The organism is Neobacillus niacini, from assembly GCF_000759675.1.
In the GTDB taxonomy this organism is placed as follows: domain Bacteria; phylum Bacillota; class Bacilli; order Bacillales; family Cytobacillaceae; genus Neobacillus; species Neobacillus niacini_A.
On the sequence record NZ_BAWM01000036.1, the window covers coordinates 53627 to 70473 of the forward strand.

The 16847-nt window shown below is 35.9% G+C and carries 20 protein-coding genes; 7 read left to right on the forward strand and 13 right to left on the reverse strand.

Going from position 1 to position 16847, the window contains the following annotated elements; translation table 11 throughout:
- Nucleotides 1-175 precede the first annotated feature (175 nt).
- From TR08_RS32030 to TR08_RS15455, 5 genes are all read left to right on the forward strand, one after another.
- Nucleotides 176-526 carry a hypothetical protein gene (locus tag TR08_RS32030; protein WP_052427480.1) on the forward strand — a complete coding sequence of 117 codons (351 nt, stop codon included), beginning with the start codon at nucleotides 176-178 and terminating at the stop codon, nucleotides 524-526.
- Between the two features lie 72 nt (nucleotides 527-598).
- The gene (locus TR08_RS15440) at nucleotides 599-907 is read left to right on the forward strand and encodes a hypothetical protein (RefSeq protein ID WP_045519556.1); all 309 of its coding nucleotides are present in this window, start codon (nucleotides 599-601) and stop codon (nucleotides 905-907) included.
- Nucleotides 908-971: 64 nt separating this feature from the next.
- On the forward strand, nucleotides 972-1256 hold the full coding sequence (locus TR08_RS15445; RefSeq protein ID WP_045519562.1) for a hypothetical protein: 285 nt from the start codon (nucleotides 972-974) through the stop codon (nucleotides 1254-1256).
- A 57-nt stretch (nucleotides 1257-1313) separates the two neighbouring features.
- On the forward strand, nucleotides 1314-1691 hold the full coding sequence (locus tag TR08_RS15450) for a hypothetical protein (protein ID WP_238579153.1): 378 nt from the start codon (nucleotides 1314-1316) through the stop codon (nucleotides 1689-1691).
- 185 nt (nucleotides 1692-1876) lie between these two features.
- Nucleotides 1877-2293, forward strand: coding sequence for a DUF1284 domain-containing protein (locus TR08_RS15455; protein WP_045519564.1), 417 nt, complete (start codon nucleotides 1877-1879; stop codon nucleotides 2291-2293).
- 98 nt (nucleotides 2294-2391) lie between these two features.
- Here TR08_RS15455 and TR08_RS15460 read toward each other — a convergent pair whose 3' ends face one another.
- From TR08_RS15460 to TR08_RS15480, 5 genes are all read right to left on the reverse strand, one after another.
- Nucleotides 2392-2754 (reverse strand): group I truncated hemoglobin, encoded by a 363-nt coding sequence (locus tag TR08_RS15460; protein WP_045519566.1) that lies wholly within the window; start codon nucleotides 2752-2754, stop codon nucleotides 2392-2394.
- 239 nt (nucleotides 2755-2993) lie between these two features.
- Nucleotides 2994-4163: a uracil-xanthine permease family protein gene (locus TR08_RS15465; RefSeq protein ID WP_045519568.1), complete on the reverse strand. Its 1170-nt coding sequence runs from the start codon at nucleotides 4161-4163 to the stop codon at nucleotides 2994-2996.
- Between the two features lie 737 nt (nucleotides 4164-4900).
- Entirely contained in the window at nucleotides 4901-5458 is a 558-nt protein-coding gene (locus TR08_RS15470; RefSeq protein ID WP_045519570.1) for a cysteine hydrolase family protein, read from the reverse strand.
- A 130-nt stretch (nucleotides 5459-5588) separates the two neighbouring features.
- Nucleotides 5589-6650, reverse strand: a complete 1062-nt coding sequence (locus tag TR08_RS15475) for an LLM class flavin-dependent oxidoreductase (RefSeq protein ID WP_045519573.1) — start codon at nucleotides 6648-6650, stop codon at nucleotides 5589-5591.
- A 144-nt stretch (nucleotides 6651-6794) separates the two neighbouring features.
- Nucleotides 6795-7364 (reverse strand): TetR/AcrR family transcriptional regulator, encoded by a 570-nt coding sequence (locus tag TR08_RS15480; protein WP_045519575.1) that lies wholly within the window; start codon nucleotides 7362-7364, stop codon nucleotides 6795-6797.
- A gap of 167 nt (nucleotides 7365-7531) precedes the next feature.
- Between TR08_RS15480 and TR08_RS15485 the strand changes: the two genes are divergently transcribed.
- Nucleotides 7532-8437, forward strand: coding sequence for a DsbA family protein (locus TR08_RS15485; RefSeq protein WP_045519577.1), 906 nt, complete (start codon nucleotides 7532-7534; stop codon nucleotides 8435-8437).
- Nucleotides 8438-8452: 15 nt separating this feature from the next.
- The gene (locus TR08_RS15490) at nucleotides 8453-8770 is read left to right on the forward strand and encodes a monooxygenase (protein ID WP_045519579.1); all 318 of its coding nucleotides are present in this window, start codon (nucleotides 8453-8455) and stop codon (nucleotides 8768-8770) included.
- A gap of 58 nt (nucleotides 8771-8828) precedes the next feature.
- On the opposite strand, the gene TR08_RS15495 is transcribed toward TR08_RS15490, so the two are convergent.
- The 8 genes from TR08_RS15495 to TR08_RS32585 form a co-directional block, all read right to left on the reverse strand.
- The gene (locus tag TR08_RS15495) at nucleotides 8829-9341 is read right to left on the reverse strand and encodes a CBO0543 family protein (protein ID WP_045519581.1); all 513 of its coding nucleotides are present in this window, start codon (nucleotides 9339-9341) and stop codon (nucleotides 8829-8831) included.
- A 499-nt stretch (nucleotides 9342-9840) separates the two neighbouring features.
- Entirely contained in the window at nucleotides 9841-10275 is a 435-nt protein-coding gene (locus TR08_RS15500; RefSeq protein ID WP_045519583.1) for a CBS domain-containing protein, read from the reverse strand.
- A 475-nt stretch (nucleotides 10276-10750) separates the two neighbouring features.
- On the reverse strand, nucleotides 10751-11440 hold the full coding sequence (locus tag TR08_RS15505) for a hypothetical protein (RefSeq protein WP_045519585.1): 690 nt from the start codon (nucleotides 11438-11440) through the stop codon (nucleotides 10751-10753).
- A gap of 77 nt (nucleotides 11441-11517) precedes the next feature.
- On the reverse strand, nucleotides 11518-12333 hold the full coding sequence (locus TR08_RS30350) for a DUF3888 domain-containing protein (protein ID WP_052427481.1): 816 nt from the start codon (nucleotides 12331-12333) through the stop codon (nucleotides 11518-11520).
- A 383-nt stretch (nucleotides 12334-12716) separates the two neighbouring features.
- Nucleotides 12717-13868, reverse strand: a complete 1152-nt coding sequence (locus TR08_RS15515; protein WP_045519587.1) for a DUF4179 domain-containing protein — start codon at nucleotides 13866-13868, stop codon at nucleotides 12717-12719.
- Nucleotides 13865-14431, reverse strand: coding sequence for a sigma-70 family RNA polymerase sigma factor (locus TR08_RS15520; RefSeq protein ID WP_045519589.1), 567 nt, complete (start codon nucleotides 14429-14431; stop codon nucleotides 13865-13867). Before TR08_RS15520 ends, TR08_RS15515 begins: the two co-directional genes overlap by 4 nt.
- A 430-nt stretch (nucleotides 14432-14861) precedes the next feature.
- Nucleotides 14862-15977, reverse strand: coding sequence for a cysteine desulfurase family protein (locus tag TR08_RS15525; RefSeq protein ID WP_045519591.1), 1116 nt, complete (start codon nucleotides 15975-15977; stop codon nucleotides 14862-14864).
- 639 nt (nucleotides 15978-16616) lie between these two features.
- Entirely contained in the window at nucleotides 16617-16772 is a 156-nt protein-coding gene (locus tag TR08_RS32585) for a hypothetical protein (protein WP_193747758.1), read from the reverse strand.
- Between the last annotated feature and the right edge of the window lie 75 nt (nucleotides 16773-16847).

Consider the following 16847-nt stretch of genomic DNA (forward strand, 5'->3'; position numbering starts at 1 on the left):
GCGACACAAAGAATTGTGTTTTCTTCTTGAACACCTGAATCGTTAGTGGAAAAACATGATGTATTAAATTGATTCATAAAATAAAAAAGGTGTTTGTCCCTCGGTAATTTGTCCATTCCTTAATACATTTGAAGAATAAACTGTTTAACAGGTAAAGGAAAAGGGGTGGATTAGATTGATTGAGAAAAAATTTGATAATCGAGGAAATCAATGTGGGTTTAGAACATCTAATAACAACAACAACAACAATAGGAACAACAATAACAATAGAAATAACAATAACAATAACATAGATATTGATGTAGATACTGATTTCGAAAACGATGTTCGCAACCGTTCAGAATCAGAGGCAGATGCAGAAGTACGTAATACAGACAGAAACACAAATGTTGCGAGAGCAACTGTCAACGACTCAGGAAATGCTCGTGTCAATGTTGTATTAAACAGCCGCAGCAATGCTCGTGTTAGAACTGATCAAGAGCAAGACAATGATCAAGACCAAGATACTGATGTGGGTGTTGGTTGATTTTCAAGAGATATTCTAATCGATATTTCTTAAACTCTATAAATTAATCTAAAATTTTTGGGGGATTACAAAATGGCAAGAAGAGAAAATAATAATATGGCACGTTCAGGAAGAAACCGCCGTAATAATACCGACACAAACGTTAATGTTGATATAAATAATGATTTTGAAAACGATATTCGCAACCAATCAGATTCTGATGCAGATGCGGAAGTACGTAATACTGACAAAAATACAAATGTTGCGAGAGCGACAATCAATGACTCAGGAAATTCTCGCGTAGATATTAGACTAAATAGCAATAGTAATTCACGAGTAAGATCTGATCAAGAGCAAGAAAATGATCAAGAACAAAATACCGATGTGGATGTTGATTTTTAAGATATTTTATAAATATTTCTTAAACTCTATTAATAAATTTTAAAAATTTAGGGGGATTACAAAAATGGCAAGAAGAAATTCAGGAAGAAACCGCCGTAATGACACGAACGTAAATGTTGATGTCAATACTGATTTTGAAAACGATGTCCGCAACCAATCAGAATCAGATGCAGATGCAGTAGTACGTAATACTGACAAAAATACAAATGTTGCGAGAGCGACAATCAATAACTCAGGAAATTCTCGCGTAGATATTGTACTAAATAGCAGAAGTAATGCACGAGTAAGATCTGATCAAGACCAAGACAACGATCAAGACCAAAATACAGATGTGGATGTTGATTTGTAATTAACCATTGAGGGTGGGATAAATGTATTCCACCCTTAATAAGGATAGGTGGAAATAATGGGAAAATACAGAGGTAGGAACAGGCAAATCCTTCCTGGTTGGCAAAACTCAAAGACGAATAATAACACCTCTGAATCTCTTGCTTTCGAAAAAGATGATGTAAGGATTAACAGTGAAAACATTAATACGATAGGACAAAGTGGCAATTCTGATGTAGATGTGCAAGTAGACGTATTTGTTGATACGACTCCAATTGCATTTGCCATCCTTACTTCCCTGCTCGCAACTAAACAAATGACTGTGGAGGAGTTTAATGAAGCAATAAGGAGACTTGAAAATCTTACCCAAGATAGGGATTTTAATGGGACTTCAGTTATACCAAATAATGTTTCAGATGTAAAATTATTCTCAAGAAATAATAGAAGAGTGGATTAGATTTGTCCACTCTTTTATTGAGAAAAGGCATCCTATCGACCATCCGCATCGGTGATTCCACCACGTTAGTGATAAAAAATTCTCAATGGATTACATATGATATGTTATGATAAATACAATTCGTTAACTAGTTAATTATTTTGGTTAACCTTAGTATTTAACCGAACCTGGAATGAGGGGAAATTATGTATAAGCTGAGAGGTCATCATCTTTTTTGCCTTTTGGGCTATCGGGGAATGGGCTATTCCCAAGAATACGTTGAAAATATGACAAGCCTGCATCAAACCTTGAGGGACAACCCCAAGACAAGAATTCAACTTGTAAAGGGTCCCGATCAGTTGTGTGAAAAGTACCCAAACTCAGGTGAATACCATTGCCAAGATGACAATATTTATGAAAGAGATGCAGTTATTTTAGAGAAATTAGGGCTTAACATCGGACAAATTCTGAATTGGAAGGACATAGAGCTTCTCATCCGAAGATATATCGTCCCCTCCGATATTCAAAGTGTATGTAAAACTTGCTCCTGGAGGTCATATGGAGTTTGTGAAGAAGGAATTCAAGAGATTCTTGAAGGGAAGGGGTTAAGGGAAGTTAAATAATCCCTACCCCTCTATCCTGATCCTTTTGTTCAAAAAGAAAAAGCTACCTTTAATGGCAACTCGATCTTCCATTCAAAAATTCCTTAGCAGAATAACAGTTATTTATACAATATATCGTCTTTTAGAGTTGCTACTTTAGTTAAAGCTATATCAATGTCTTTTTCATCTACTCCAAAGTGAGCAAGAGCATCGTGAAGATGTTTTTCAATAGCATTATAATGGGCTGGTTGGAGATTCATCCCTTCGTGAGCTTTTGCCATAGATTGTCCAGTATATTGCTTTGGACCGCCTAATGCAAAACTAATAAATTTTGACTGATGACGGCGTTGTTTTTCCATATCCGTATCTTTAAAAAAATGATTAACTGTATCATCCTTAAGAACCAACTCGGAGTAAAAATAGTCCACGACTTTTGCAATCGCTTCTTCTCCGCCTACTTTTTCATAAAGTGTTTGTTCCATAAATACACTCCTAATTAGAATTTAATAGGAGTATTTTCTACAGAAAAATTGTTTTTATCCATCAACTTTTATATAGTCATTACGATTTTAAGTTTAAGTACATTTCTTCTCAATCTTTAAGAGACAAAAAATATCACATTCTGTTAATTGCATTTTATTAAACATTCTTACTATGACTGAGTTGTTGAACTACAAATGAAAAAGCCATTCCTCTGCAATTTTGGAATGGCTTTTTCATTTTAACTTTCGTTCTTTGTCGTAAAATTGGGTACGAGCCAATGGATGAGCAATCCGGCAATGGTAGCGTAGGCGATACCATTATGAGCATATCCAACTCCGATGATGAAGATAATCGCGACAATGACCAAATTTTTCATATTAGCCAGACTCACTTTTTCCTCAATAAGGTGCCGGATCCCCATTGCGGCGATCATACCAAACAATAGGATACATATGCCGCCCATCACTGCAACTGGTATGGATTGGATAACAGCTCCAACTTTACCGAACAAGCCAAGAAGAATCGAAAGAACAGCAGCGCCTTGTATGATCCTACTGGAAAACTGGCGTGTGATGGCTAGAACACCGAGGTTTTCAGCATAAGTGGTTTGCGCCGGTCCGCCGATGAATCCGGAGAAAAGGGTGGCAAGACCATTACCCAAAAGAATACGCCCGAAGCCAGGATTTTTTGTGACGTCTTTTCCAGTGATCTCGTTTAATACAAACATATGACCTAAGTCTTCAATGATGGTAACAAGTGCAATCGGTGCCATGCCAAGGATGACAACCCATGTAAACTCTGGCATCACAAAATGTGGGAGCACGAAAATTGGTGCATCTGCAATGTTTTGAAAATCAACATAGCCGCGCACAGCGGAATAAACATACCCGATTAAAAGTCCGAAGATGATTGGCAAGAGGCGGATCACCTTTGTACCAGCAAGCGTCGCGATAATTGCTGCAAGAAGACTCACGATGGCAGCGTCCCAGTGTGTCGCCGCCATATTGGTGACAGCCGTTGTCGCCAAGGAAAGCCCGATAATGCTGACAACCGGTCCGACGACGACTGGTGGAATTGCCTTTCGCACTTTATCAAAGCCAACGGTTGCAATGACAAGTGATACCAGCGCATAAACTACGGATACGCTGATAAGACCAGCGACGGCTTGACCCGGTGAATCCAACTTCCCCACATACAACGCAAGTGGAGCAATAAAGGCAAAGGATGAACCTAAATAAGTAGGAACCCTTCCGCGTGTAATGAGGTGGAAAATCAATGTACCTACACCACTGGCAATAAGTGCACTTCCTGGATCAAGACCGGTGAGTGCTGGCACCAAAACGGTTGCACCAAACATCGCAAACAAATGTTGTAATGATAATGGTATGGCGCTTAAAAATGTTTTCAATCGTGTTTCCCCCCTTTAATAGTTCCTTTATTATATATTTCTTCTATTTAATCAGTTGTTATGTTTTTCGAACCCCAGCTGCAACCCTCATATTAAGGAAGATAGCTGACTTAGATGGCTTCGCGACCAAAAAGAGATTAAGAGATTTTTTCATTCGTCATGATTTAGGGCTGAATTAATTCTTTTAGAACATCAATAAAGTTTGGGTTGATGTTAATTGCAAGTGTCGTTTTCTGCCAGGACGTTTTTAACTCCAAAGAATAAAGCCATTACTAATACACCAATTAACATACCTTTCGTAATAGCATTGATTAAAAATTCTTTGATTTTCAATTATGTCCTCCCTTCGATGACAATCAAACAACACGTACTATCCCCCCTCACTAACAAGATAATGCTACGATAATCAAATAATATGCTATTAGAAATAACCTTATGTCTTTTGTACTATTTAGTTTAGGTATTGAAAATGATTATACTTTTAGATTTATTCTGTATTAAGTTAACACGAAAACAAACGCGCTCTTTAGTGAAATAAAATAAGGAGCTTGGGATTCCAAGCTCCTTCCAATAAGAAAACATTGCAAATTAATAAACAATTAACCATCTGCATGTTTAAAAATCCCTAGATACTGTTAGTACAACAACACATTTCAGCCTACTCTATTTCTTAATCAAAACGTTCTGTATCTAATCCATCCAAAAAATTTGTAATAAATTTGTTTGTCTATTAGTTTTTATCGGTAATTATTATGAATGGGTTCAAACAAATCTTCCTCACTTTTTCGAACAACTGCAAAGTTGTCGACATTGTAATGCCCATGCAATGTTTTATTATGATGACCTATGATTTGTTCAGCGGACAGAACAGTTGAGTCTTTTGTCGAATGGCCATCTGCTACTAATGTTACATCAAATCCATTGATTGTTGCGGTTCTCACAGCAGAATCAATACAATACTCTGTTTGACATCCCATGATAACAAGATGTTCAATTTCATGATCTTTCAAGTAATCTAGCAAAGTTGTACCATAAAATGAATTGGTCGCTTTTTTATCAAATATCACCGAAGTGGGAGGGATGTTAATTTTCTGGTGGACTTGAAAACCTTGTCCCTCTCCGCCTGCCACATCTTTATCTCTCACAAAAACGAATAATGCTTCCGATTCTCTTGCTTTTTCAATAACCAAGTTAATAGCGTTCAAGAGTTCCTCTTTTTTAAAAACACTACTCTCATTTTCATTTCCTTCAATCAATTCCTGTTGTGCATCAATGACTAACAAAGCTTGTTTCATTGGGGAAACCCCTCTCATCATTATATTAGATCAGGTCCTTCATAATTATGCAACTCACTCGTGTACCCATTAATCATACTTCCCCTCCTATTCACATGTCCATCAAAAATTTTCCATTCCCCGTTTTGCTCTACAACTTTCCTTCGTTTTCCTTTTCCCACTTAGCTACTTCTTCACGAACAATCGGCGCCACTTCTTTTCCTAATAGTTCGATGGATCTCATAACATCCTCATGAGGCATAGTGCCTACTGGGCAGTGGAGCATAAAGCGAGTTATTCCTACATTCTTTCGCAGGTTAATGATTTTTTCCGCGACTGTTTGGGGATCACCTACATACAAGGCACCATGTAAACTACGAGCCGAGTCGAAAGTTGTTTGGTCATACCTTCCCCATCCACGCTCACGACCTAATTTGTTCATCGCCTGTTGGGTAGAAGGGAAAAACTTCGCAGCCGCTTCTTCTGTACTTTCCCCAACAAAACCATGTGAATGCGAGGCAATCGGTAGTTTTGACGCATCATGACCTGCTTGTTCAGCTGCTTTCTTATAGAGCTTTACAAGAGGAGCGAAATGCTGTGGACTTCCTCCAATAATTGCTAAAACAAGCGGCAAACCGAGCAGACCTGCACGAATGACAGATTCCTGATTGCCTCCGCTGCCTATCCACACTGGCAGTGGATCCTGAACTGGTCTTGGATACACACCCAAATTATTTATGGCTGGTCGGTGTCCGCCTAGCCAGGTTACTTTCTCAGACGCTGTTATTTTTAACAGCAGCTCCAGCTTCTCTTCGAATAATTGATCATAGTCCTTTAAATCATATCCAAACAACGGAAATGATTCGATAAAGGATCCTCTTCCTGCCATGATTTCAGCACGTCCATTTGAGATAGCGTCAAGCGTGGCAAAATCCTGAAAAACTCGTACAGGATCGTCAGAAGAAAGAACGGTAACTGCACTGGTCAAACGAATCCTGTTTGTTTGTGACGCCGCGGCAGCGAGCACGACAGCAGGTGATGAGGCAGCATAATCTTCGCGATGATGCTCTCCTACTCCAAAGACATCCAGACCTACCTGATCGGCTAAAACAATTTCATCCACTACTTCTCGAATTCGTTGTGCATGACTAATGACCTTATCAGTCTCAACATCCGGTGTTGTTTCTACAAACGTACTTAATCCTATTTCCACAAAATAGCCTCCTACTTATGTATGTCTTTTTACATCAAAAGCAACAGTAAAATAATGTTAAACCAATTAACCTATCATTTTCTTAACAATCTATCACTAATTGACAAGTAATTGTTTTTACTTCCCTGTCATAACCGATACTTGTCAGTTCTTAGAACCAAAATCAATCCCAGACATTAAATAAGGAATTGCTGCTTTAATAAATTCTTCCGGTGGTACCTTCATACCATTTCGTTTCCATTCTAAAGAAGCCCCGTAAATCCCCCAGCTTAATATCACAGCATTAATTTTTTGTGCTTCATACTCTTCCGTTGAATTTTGTTTTACTAACATTTTGTAAAAAATGATTTCAAGCTGTTCCCTAATAATACGGGCAATGGTATCTTCGTATCCTCTATGACAACGATTGGATAATGACTTTTGAAAATTTGTGATCGCTGTGAAAATACTAACGAACGCTTCTGCATTTAGTTTATCATTCTTGTAGAAATCACCATTCAAATTAACTAACAATACTTCTGATAATGCCTTCTCTAATAAGTCATATATATCTTCAAAATGATAATAAAAAGTGGCACGATTAATCATTGCCTCTGTAGTGATATCCTTTACGGTTATATCCTTAAATTCTTTTTTAGCTGAAAGTTCAATGAAGGAATCCATAATTAATCTGCGTGTACGTAGAATTCGGGGATCCGTCTTTGATTGAGTCATTTTGGTGTCACTCCTACTTTTTAAACAATTTCTTCAATGTGTTGTATAAACGACAAATCGAAGGAACTATTGGTATTGATCTCTTTCATTATTTACTAAAATACAATTATAAAGCAAATACAAACAATTATAGGAGGATTGAACATCAATTGAAGAACAATAATAATATGATTTGTGATTTAGAAACAGGTGTATGTGGAGTTGCTGAAGAGGATGAAATGGAGATGATTGATTTTAATCAACAAAAAAAGTTCATTGAAGTTTATTATGTAACGGATCCTATTTGCTCTCATTGCTGGGCGATTGAACCCGTTCTACGTCGATTTAAAGAGCAGTATGGACACTATTTTAATTTTCATACGGTTATGGGTGGATTACTAGAAAAATGGCATGATGGACCAATTGATCCTGCCAACGGAATTTATAAACCTGCAGATGTTGCTCCTCACTGGAGGGAAGTAGGGGAATATTCCCGCATGCCAATTGATGGATCACTCATGATTGACAATCCCGTTCAATCATCCTTCCCGCCTTCCCGTGTATATAAATTGATTCAAAAAAATCATAACGATGCATTAGCCTATGAATATTTACGACGTGCTAGAGAAGCCCTTTTCGTATTCAATTATAATATTTCAGATAAATCCGTTATGGTTGAAATCGTAAATCAACTTGGACTTGATGGTGAAGCGATTGTAAATGAAGCAGACCAACCAATAGGACAACAAATATTAAATGAAGATTTTGGTCTTGCAAAAAGCTTAGGTGTTAGAGGATTTCCAACTATAATAATGATCAATAAAGAAAATAAAGGTGTAAAAATTGTTGGGGGTCGTCCGTTTGGATCCTATGTGGACGGATTAAAGCAGGTTCTAAATATGGAAGAACTTCAACCAAAACAACAACCTTCTCTTTCTAGCTTACTCGAAAAAGAAAAGCTTTTATTTTCGAAAGAAATTGAAGTAATGTACGATATTGAACAATCGGACATTAACGCTTTTATTGAAAAAGAGCTTTCACCAGCCAGTTATGAAAAGAAAGAAATTCTAGGTGAATCATATTTTACAAAATAACAAAGGAGAATGACAATGGCATTTGTATTACAAGTGGATTTTAAAATGAATGGACCATTCGGAGATGAAATGGCGGAGGCGTTTTCTGAGTTAGCAAAAAGTATTAATGAAGAAGAAGGATTCATGTGGAAAATCTGGACAGAGAGTCCAGAAACAAATGTAGCCGGCGGAATTTATATTTTCGAAACACAACAAACAGCTGAAAAATATTTAGATATGCACTCAAAAAGATTGGCTGGGTTTGGAATAACAGATGTCAACGCAAAGATCCTTGCCATCAATCCTAAACTTACTGAAATCACGAATGGTCCAGTAAAATTATTAATAGGCTAAACTCTTAGAATTAAACCAACAAAAGCAACTTCTCTCTAAGTTGCTTTTGTTCTTTACTTTACTTCATTTTTTCTAAAGTAACTTCGAATATCATGCATAATATCAGGGAAAAAGGAATTGAAATGATTAGTGCCAGAATAGGTCTTGAAAAATGTATTCTTATGACAATAAACATTACTATCACAAATAAAAATGACCATCCGAGATTCCATCCATTTTGATAAGAGATGGCGCCTAATCTTACAGATACATACTCTAAAGCAATGAATACTAATACGAAAAATGAAACATAAATGCCTTTTTTATATATACTTAATTTATATGGGTATTTAGATAAAAATACCCATGTTGATAATGGCATACCAACTAGTATAAGCAACAGCATTGGGATTATGGAGTAAACTACCCCATTCGATTCCATAGTCCATAGTTGATATTTATAACAAAGGACTTCATACAGTGCATTCCCTAGCGCAGCAAATAACATAGAAGGATAATATTTTCTCCAATCACGATCTCCAAATTTCATGGCAGCAATAATCCATGATATAGAGAGAACGATTGCTACCATAACCGAACACCTACCTTATTGGTAGTTTTCCAAAAAAAGTAAATTTTAATCCACTAGATTATTCTTGAAAATAATTCCTAATAAACGTTACTATACATACGTGTACATCACATTTTTTACCTTTGATAAAGTTTAAGCAAAAACAAAACAAGTAAGGAGTTACAGGTGGTCCCTTTAACCTATTAACTTATACCAAAAACAGATTTCTTACTTTCCTACATAATCAATCTTAATTCCTTTAACTTTTTTCGCCATTTCGTAAGTTTCGGAAGATTTATCATAGATAACTTTTTTCAGTTTTGAGTTGCTTTTAAGGCTTTTTGTTTTTCATCTTTTTTTCATATATATCATATTGAATTTCTTTTCTAACAAGTTAGTTAACCAATAACCAAAGCCCTTCTGGTTTGAGAAGGGCTTTTTGTTATGGGATGACTTTTCTAAATCAGATAACTGTTAAAAGCTTAATTAAAAAATTTTTTATATGGGAACAAACCCCTTATTATTGTTGAGGGGCTGAAGGAGTTGAAATACTTTGTAATGCTTGTTCCGCCTCGTTTGCATATTGATTTTGTACTGCTAGATCACCTAAAGCAACCATACCTACTATTTGCCCATTTTCGATTACAGGCAATCGTCGAATTTGCTGCTCTGCCATCAAATTTGCTGCTTGATGAACATCCATATCAGGTGTACCTTGTACGATTTGCTGTGCAGTCATGACTTGAGATACTGGTGTTTGTGCATTTTCTCCTTGTGCTGTCGTACGAAGGGTAATGTCACGATCCGTTACAATTCCAACTATTTGTCTGCTGTCATTTACTACTGGGATAGCTCCGATATTATATTCGCTCATTAGCGCTGCAGCTTCCTGTACGGTTTGTGTTTCGTTAACTGAAACAACATTTGATGTCATGATATCTCTTAATTGTGCCATAAAACTACCTCCAATTATATTTATCCTTTATAGGATAGGGAACATTGGCGTTATTATTAATGGTAATTTTTTTCAAATACTAGCTGTACAGTTTTAATAAAATGTCTCCACTTAAAAGATAAAAGGTGTACCATTCGAAGGTTTTGATACTGATAATGTTATTAGGCAATCGTTAGTTGAACAAACATTCTAATACTATTACCTTATTCTAAGAAAAAGTTTTCTTCATTTTTATCATTCCATTTAAAAGTCACCTTAATAGTTTCATTTTCACGAGTTACCGCACACCCTGATCAAGCAGATATTATTTTTACGGTTGCCCCTTTGTGTTCCTCTTCTCTTTGATGGGTTTCTCCGTCATTAATAATGATTTCTAGGTTCTTAATGAAAGGAACCAGGAACACTCTGTATAAGGATTGAAAAAATGAAGGAGCAGGCTGCAAACTGTTATTAAATAAGAAGCCCTAAAGGACGTTTATTCAACATATTTTAGATGATGGACGATTTTTACCGCTTCCTTAATGGGACCTTTATAAAAAAAGTGATAAACAAATCCATCAGTTGCTTCCCAAGAAATACTTGTATATGCTTCGCGTCTCGTGCCTAGAATTGTGATATCCCCTTCGTGAATGTTTTTGCTTTTTAGCCAATCTACTTTCTTCATCACTTTAAACAACTCATCTGCCTGTTGGAACGGCTCATCCCCTTTATCACCATCAAAATACATTGTCCAAGGTCCACGCTTTGCGTAGATGATAGATTTTATCCACGGTTGGATCCATAATTTAACGCCATCTTTCCTTTTATAAAAAACAAAATCACTCGGTCGCTCTCTTGGAATCATATTACCAACATATCCGGATAGTTCTCCGATACTGCTCGACTCTCGCGGATGAAATAATGCCGGGTCATTTGCCCGATACGGTTTATCCATCGATAAAAAATATATCACATAGCCATTTTCATAGGCTTTTACTTTTACTGCGATATGGTTTTTGGGCTTTTTCGGTTGATCATTCCAATAAGTTGGCAGAAGCACCGGGACGTTTGTATTTTCTGGCAATCCTTTTGCAACCGATCGCAAAAAGGGAACGACTTCGTTCGGCTTCGCAAATGCGGTGAGAAACAATATACCAATAAGGGATAGCACAACTAGCTTCTTCATAAAAGCCCTCTTTCAACACATGTTTTTAATTATTTTTGGATTAAACAAAAGAACTATTTATGGATAACTATATGATTTTACTGATTTTTATTTTGTTTAATTATGTTTTGCCAGTGCGGGGGAAGTGCATGTGTTTCAAGATGTTCGAATTTGATTAACTTAATTTGCCCAGGAATAGTAGGATCTATTTCAAATGTCAACCTATCTTTTCCAACTGATATATGCGGTCCAACTACTGGTGTAGTTTCTAAAGTAATTAAAAAGTGAAAGGTACGAAACCCGCCAATTCTTTTTACATTTACAATATCGACCTGGTAGGGATAGACCAAAGGAGGTTCCGTTAGATATTTAGAATAATAATCGCTTACCGCTTTTTCTATTTCTTCGCCTAACAAAAGCATTAATATATCATTAACCATTAACTCTTTTGTATCTTTCGGAGGTTCAACACTTTCATATTTCCACCCAATCAGGAGCCAATCAAAAAGCTCAGTTGATTTCAGCCGAATATTTTTATTATTCTGGTTCAAAATAACCTCGTCATCTGCTAACGTACAGGTTTTTGTTTCATTATGAAAGATGCAGTTATATGCAGGTTCTATTAACGCAACTTCACCGCTTTTCATTTTAATTTTTATTACGGTGCTTAGTGGTTTATTAATTGCTAGATTAATTTGTCCTTTTATTGGTGTTGCCGCATTTATCAAATCAATAACCTTTCTGATGATGACCTCTTCAAATCCATCACTTTCCTTAAATATACGAGAACCTCCGGATTCACGGCTTACTTGAATATACTCAACTTCCTCTGATTTTAATTCAACAGCGGCTTGTACGTGTATTGGGGAAAATAATGTAGTAAAAGCCAGGGCAATTATGACTAACTTTTTCAATAAAAGTACACCACCTTTGGACAGTTTTGTTGTTTCAAGATGTGTTCCAGTGCGGAAATTCAAAGTTCCCTATATGTTCAACCTTTTGAAGTTCAACCTAACCACTCCCATTTATATCAGCTCCTCCAAGAGCCTTTTTATATTATTTTTCCCCGCAAATAACAATCGATGATTGCCAATCATTTGAATATCATGTACATTAATAAATTTTTATCAATAAATTAAATTTATTAGGAGAAAGTAGAATGCAATATTTAAACGTATAGAAAGGAAGCTATCATTTGAAAATGCGATTGTATCTTTTGATGTAACTGCCTATTTTGCTGAGTAAAATAAGCTCTAAAAATACAAAGGACTGCCCAAAATAAGGCAGCCCTCAAATTCTATTTGTTCAAATTAATAACAACGTCATCTAATACAAATTCTTTTTTCCCTTTACCTGATTTCTCTGGTAATGGAATTTCCTTTACGCCAGCATTCGTTATTTGGACAGAGGAATAATTCTCTGAATTGTAATCGCTCAAAGAAACATGAGGGGTTATAAAAAGCTTTGTTGCCCTCTCGTCTAATTTTTCAAATGTTTTGCTCCAACTTGCATTGTAACCTCCCTCGTCACCAATTCCTCCGTTACCTTGACCAGAATAGACATTTCCTAAGTCATCTTTTATTTCTAAATCAACATATACTCTGTCCCAGGTGTTTCCTATCTTCTCAGAAACTTCTTGATTGTAATACACGATAAACGACATTGGAGTGGCAGATATTTTTTCTAAATTCAATTTTACTCCATTTTTTTCTGAACTATTGTTACTTAATTTCATTTGACTATCAATAGCATTTAGACTAAAAGAAAATTTCCAATCCCCTTTTATTTCAGTCTGATTATCCGGGTTCTGAATACTGTCGATGTTCCACTCAATGTTAGCAACAGCTAATTTTTTTCTTTCAAGATTACTCGCTGTTAGGATACCTACATATTTATTTTCATCTATTTTAGTAGTGTTACTCGTTCCTCCCATAGCATTTATTCCTTCTATTTTTGGGGAGGATATACCAGCATTACCTAATTCTTGTTCACTTTCAATGGTATATGTTAATGTAGCTGTTTTCCCATCAAAAATGGCGTCAATGATCGAAAATTTAATACCATTACTCTCCTGCACCATATTAATTTCGCTGGAGAATTTCTTATAGTCATAAAATAGTCCAGTTTCTTTTTCCTGTGTACCGATATTTTCTTTACTACTATTATTAAGACTAAGTTCCCTTTGATCAAAAAAGCGAAAAATATCATCAATCACAGGGATGTTTTTTGCGTAAGCAGGAAATGTTACTCCAAATGTGGCAGCAGATAATCCAACTACGATAACTGCAGCCGCTACAGTCTTAAGTAAGCTATTCACTTTATTTTTCTTGTTTATTGATTTTTTTAGAACTTTTTTCAATTTGGCTTTTTCAAACTCACTTACTTCCATTTCCTCAAATTCATCTGCATCTATCGAAATATCATTTATTAATTCGTAAAAATCCCTCATATTCCATTCTCTCCTAATTTAAGGTTGGTAGCTTTCTTATTAAGTTTCTTCTTTCCTCTATAAATTCGGTTATCGATAGAAGCCTTGGTCATCCCAAGCCTTACAGAAATATCTTCAGACTTTAATCCAAGAAAGAACTTCATAATAAAAATCTCTCTTTCAACCGGCTCTAATTGATTGATTAACTTGATTAATTCATTTTGGTTTTCCGCTAAAAGTAATTCATCTTCTGCGGACTTTTCCATATTCAATTCTATTTTGTCTGAGGAGATTTCTACTTGTTTATTGGCTCTTCTGTAATAATCTATAGCCTTAAACTTCGCAATGGTGCAAATCCAGTTCTTGAAGTCATTATGTTCTCCATTAAACTTCTTAGAATTGTTCCAGATTGCAAGAAAAATATCATTTATACATTCTTCCATGACACCTTCGTTATTTAGGGGGCCAAGAACTTTATATGTAATCCCCTTGATTAATGGTAAATATTTTTCGACTATAAATTCTAGCGCATCTTCTTTTTGTCGCTGTAAACGCTGTATAAAATTTGTATCATCTGACTTCATATACCGATTCCCCTTGTGGTTTTGTAAAAGCTTTTACACCATATATAACGAACCGAAAAAGATTTTTTCTCACATTTCGTAAAAATATTATTAAGTGAATTTATCATAGCACTTAATGCAGCATATAAAATCTATCTTTTTATTATTAAGAAGTATCGAACCGGGAGCCATTTTGGTGTATCTTTCAAAATGAGAAGCTTGTACAAATGAGGCAAGAAGAGAAAGGTACTTTTCGAGGAAAAAAATCCGGACAAAAAGAAAACCACACCATTTTGAATAAAAAATAATTCAAAACAAAAAAATCAGCCGATCTTTGGCTGATTTTTTTCGTTATTGAGACCCTATATGGGGTCTTTTCTTATGCACTTCTAAGCATTTCTTAAAGAATTTCCAAACTATCGGTATTTGATAGATTTGCAGGTATCGTTTGTTACAAGATTTCTTTCAACTCTTTGAGGACAATATCTATTTCATCCTTCGTGGTATTTCTGCCTAAACTAAATCGGATCGCACCCATTCCAACTTCTTCAGGCACCTTCATTTCTTTTAGAACCGGTGATAATTCAATACTTCCGGCATGACAGGCAGAACCAGTAGAGGCAGCAAGCTGAGGGATTTTATCTATTAAATCTTGCCCAATCCTTCTTACAAAACTCACATTCAAGGTATTCGGTAATCGTTCCTCCGGATGTCCATTTAAGACAACCTGGTCACCAAACTCATCCTTTAATTGTTTCCAAAAATATTCTGTCAAATCCTTAAGTTTATTATTATCTACTTGATGACCAGCGATTTCACATGCTTTCCCTAATCCAACAGCCAGTAACGTGTTTTCCGTTCCCGCTCGAAGTCCATTTTCATGCCCAGCTCCATGAATGAGTGGTTCAAGCTCAACACCATCGCGAACAAACAGTGCTCCAACACCCTTTGGTGCATATAGTTTATGACCAGCGATAGAAAGCATATCCACTTTTAACTCATTCACCTCGACTTGAACCTTCCCGACTGATTGTGAAGCATCTGTATGAACGGCAATTCCATACCTTTCAGCTATTTCCCCAATTTCTTTTATCGGCTGTAATGTGCCTGTTTCATTATTGGAATGCATGATGGTGATCAGAATCGTGTCTTTTGTTATTGCTTTTTCAATTTCCTCAGTAGAAACTCTCCCATACTGATCCACACCAACGTAAGTTACCTGTGCTCCAACTTTTTCAAGGAACTTACAAGGATTCAATATCGCAGGGTGTTCAATTTTTGAAGTAATGATGTGATTCCCTTTATGCTGGTTTTTAAAATAAAAACCTTTTAATGCCAGGTTATTGGCTTCACTTCCACCCGATGTAAAAATAATTTCTCTAGGAGAACAGGCAATTAGCTCTGCTACTTGTTCTCTTGCTTTATGTAAAAATTCTTTAACAGGTTTTCCCGCCCAATGTAGTGCTGACGGATTCCCATAGAAATCATCCAACAATGGCTGCATCGCATCAACCACTTCAGGAGCCAACGGTGTGCTTGCGTTGTAATCTAAGTAAATTTTTTGCATTCGTGCATCCATTCCTTTCCAAAGATAAGCCTTACATCTAGTTATTTCTTATTCTACTAAAAAAATGATTATATAGTTCTAATTTTACCTTCCTCTGGTTAAAATGTTTTTAAAACAGGTCCACTTACTATCAGGAGAAGATAAAAATTCTAACGAAATAAACAAATTTTATTTGTATCTCACTGTGAGGTCGCGGGGTATTCAGACAGGTTTGGTGAATTCAAGAGAAACCGTGTCAGAATCAGCCCCTTTTTGTAAAAATTCTAAAATTAAATCTGTTCAAAAACAACAATCAATGCGAAAACAGCCTATTTCTTCTACTCACCAAAGCTTTTCTCTTCATGAACTTTTGCTTTTGAAAAATAGCAAATCCATCAAAAAATAACACTGGATAGTTTATATCAGCCTTCCAGCTGAAAACAAGCTAGTTTCTAAGGAAACTGGCTTGTTTTCTTTCTAAACTATAATGTCAGTAATTTGATAACAACCTTAACTTTTAAACCAATCTTCCAATATGAAGTCTAAATTGCGATAAGCTTTTTCTGAATGTTAAATTTCAACGTTTTATGGAATGCTTATTTGGAAATTGGTTTACTTTTGAGTTTACATAATATTATTATTGTTTAATACCAAAATTTGTTAGGATCTTCCCGCTGTCATGTCGTTATATGGCAGGATGAGCTTCTTCACCCTATCATAGTTCATTGAACTAATTTCACGCATTAATCTTGGAATTGCTTTTTCAGGATAGCCATAATCGCGAAGCAGCTTTTCCATTTTTTTATTTTCTTCCATTCTGGTACCTCCTAAATGCTTGTAGATGGTTCAACATTGTGTCACTTTTACTATTCCCTTAATAATGAAAAAGTT

Coding starts and splice junctions, on each gene's coding strand:
- TR08_RS15440 (WP_045519556.1), top strand. CDS start 599: ATGGCAAGAAGAGAAAATAATAATATGGCACGTTCAGGAAGAAACCGC.
- TR08_RS15445 (WP_045519562.1), top strand. CDS start 972: ATGGCAAGAAGAAATTCAGGAAGAAACCGCCGTAATGACACGAACGTA.
- TR08_RS15450 (WP_238579153.1), top strand. CDS start 1,314: ATGGGAAAATACAGAGGTAGGAACAGGCAAATCCTTCCTGGTTGGCAA.
- TR08_RS15455 (WP_045519564.1), top strand. CDS start 1,877: ATGTATAAGCTGAGAGGTCATCATCTTTTTTGCCTTTTGGGCTATCGG.
- TR08_RS15460 (WP_045519566.1), bottom strand. CDS start 2,754: ATGGAACAAACACTTTATGAAAAAGTAGGCGGAGAAGAAGCGATTGCA.
- TR08_RS15470 (WP_045519570.1), bottom strand. CDS start 5,458: ATGAAACAAGCTTTGTTAGTCATTGATGCACAACAGGAATTGATTGAA.
- TR08_RS15480 (WP_045519575.1), bottom strand. CDS start 7,364: ATGACTCAATCAAAGACGGATCCCCGAATTCTACGTACACGCAGATTA.
- TR08_RS15485 (WP_045519577.1), top strand. CDS start 7,532: ATGATTTGTGATTTAGAAACAGGTGTATGTGGAGTTGCTGAAGAGGAT.
- TR08_RS15490 (WP_045519579.1), top strand. CDS start 8,453: ATGGCATTTGTATTACAAGTGGATTTTAAAATGAATGGACCATTCGGA.
- TR08_RS15495 (WP_045519581.1), bottom strand. CDS start 9,341: ATGGTAGCAATCGTTCTCTCTATATCATGGATTATTGCTGCCATGAAA.
- TR08_RS15500 (WP_045519583.1), bottom strand. CDS start 10,275: ATGGCACAATTAAGAGATATCATGACATCAAATGTTGTTTCAGTTAAC.
- TR08_RS15505 (WP_045519585.1), bottom strand. CDS start 11,440: ATGAAGAAGCTAGTTGTGCTATCCCTTATTGGTATATTGTTTCTCACC.
- TR08_RS15515 (WP_045519587.1), bottom strand. CDS start 13,868: ATGAGGGATTTTTACGAATTAATAAATGATATTTCGATAGATGCAGAT.
- TR08_RS15520 (WP_045519589.1), bottom strand. CDS start 14,431: ATGAAGTCAGATGATACAAATTTTATACAGCGTTTACAGCGACAAAAA.
- TR08_RS15525 (WP_045519591.1), bottom strand. CDS start 15,977: ATGCAAAAAATTTACTTAGATTACAACGCAAGCACACCGTTGGCTCCT.
- TR08_RS32585 (WP_193747758.1), bottom strand. CDS start 16,772: ATGGAAGAAAATAAAAAAATGGAAAAGCTGCTTCGCGATTATGGCTAT.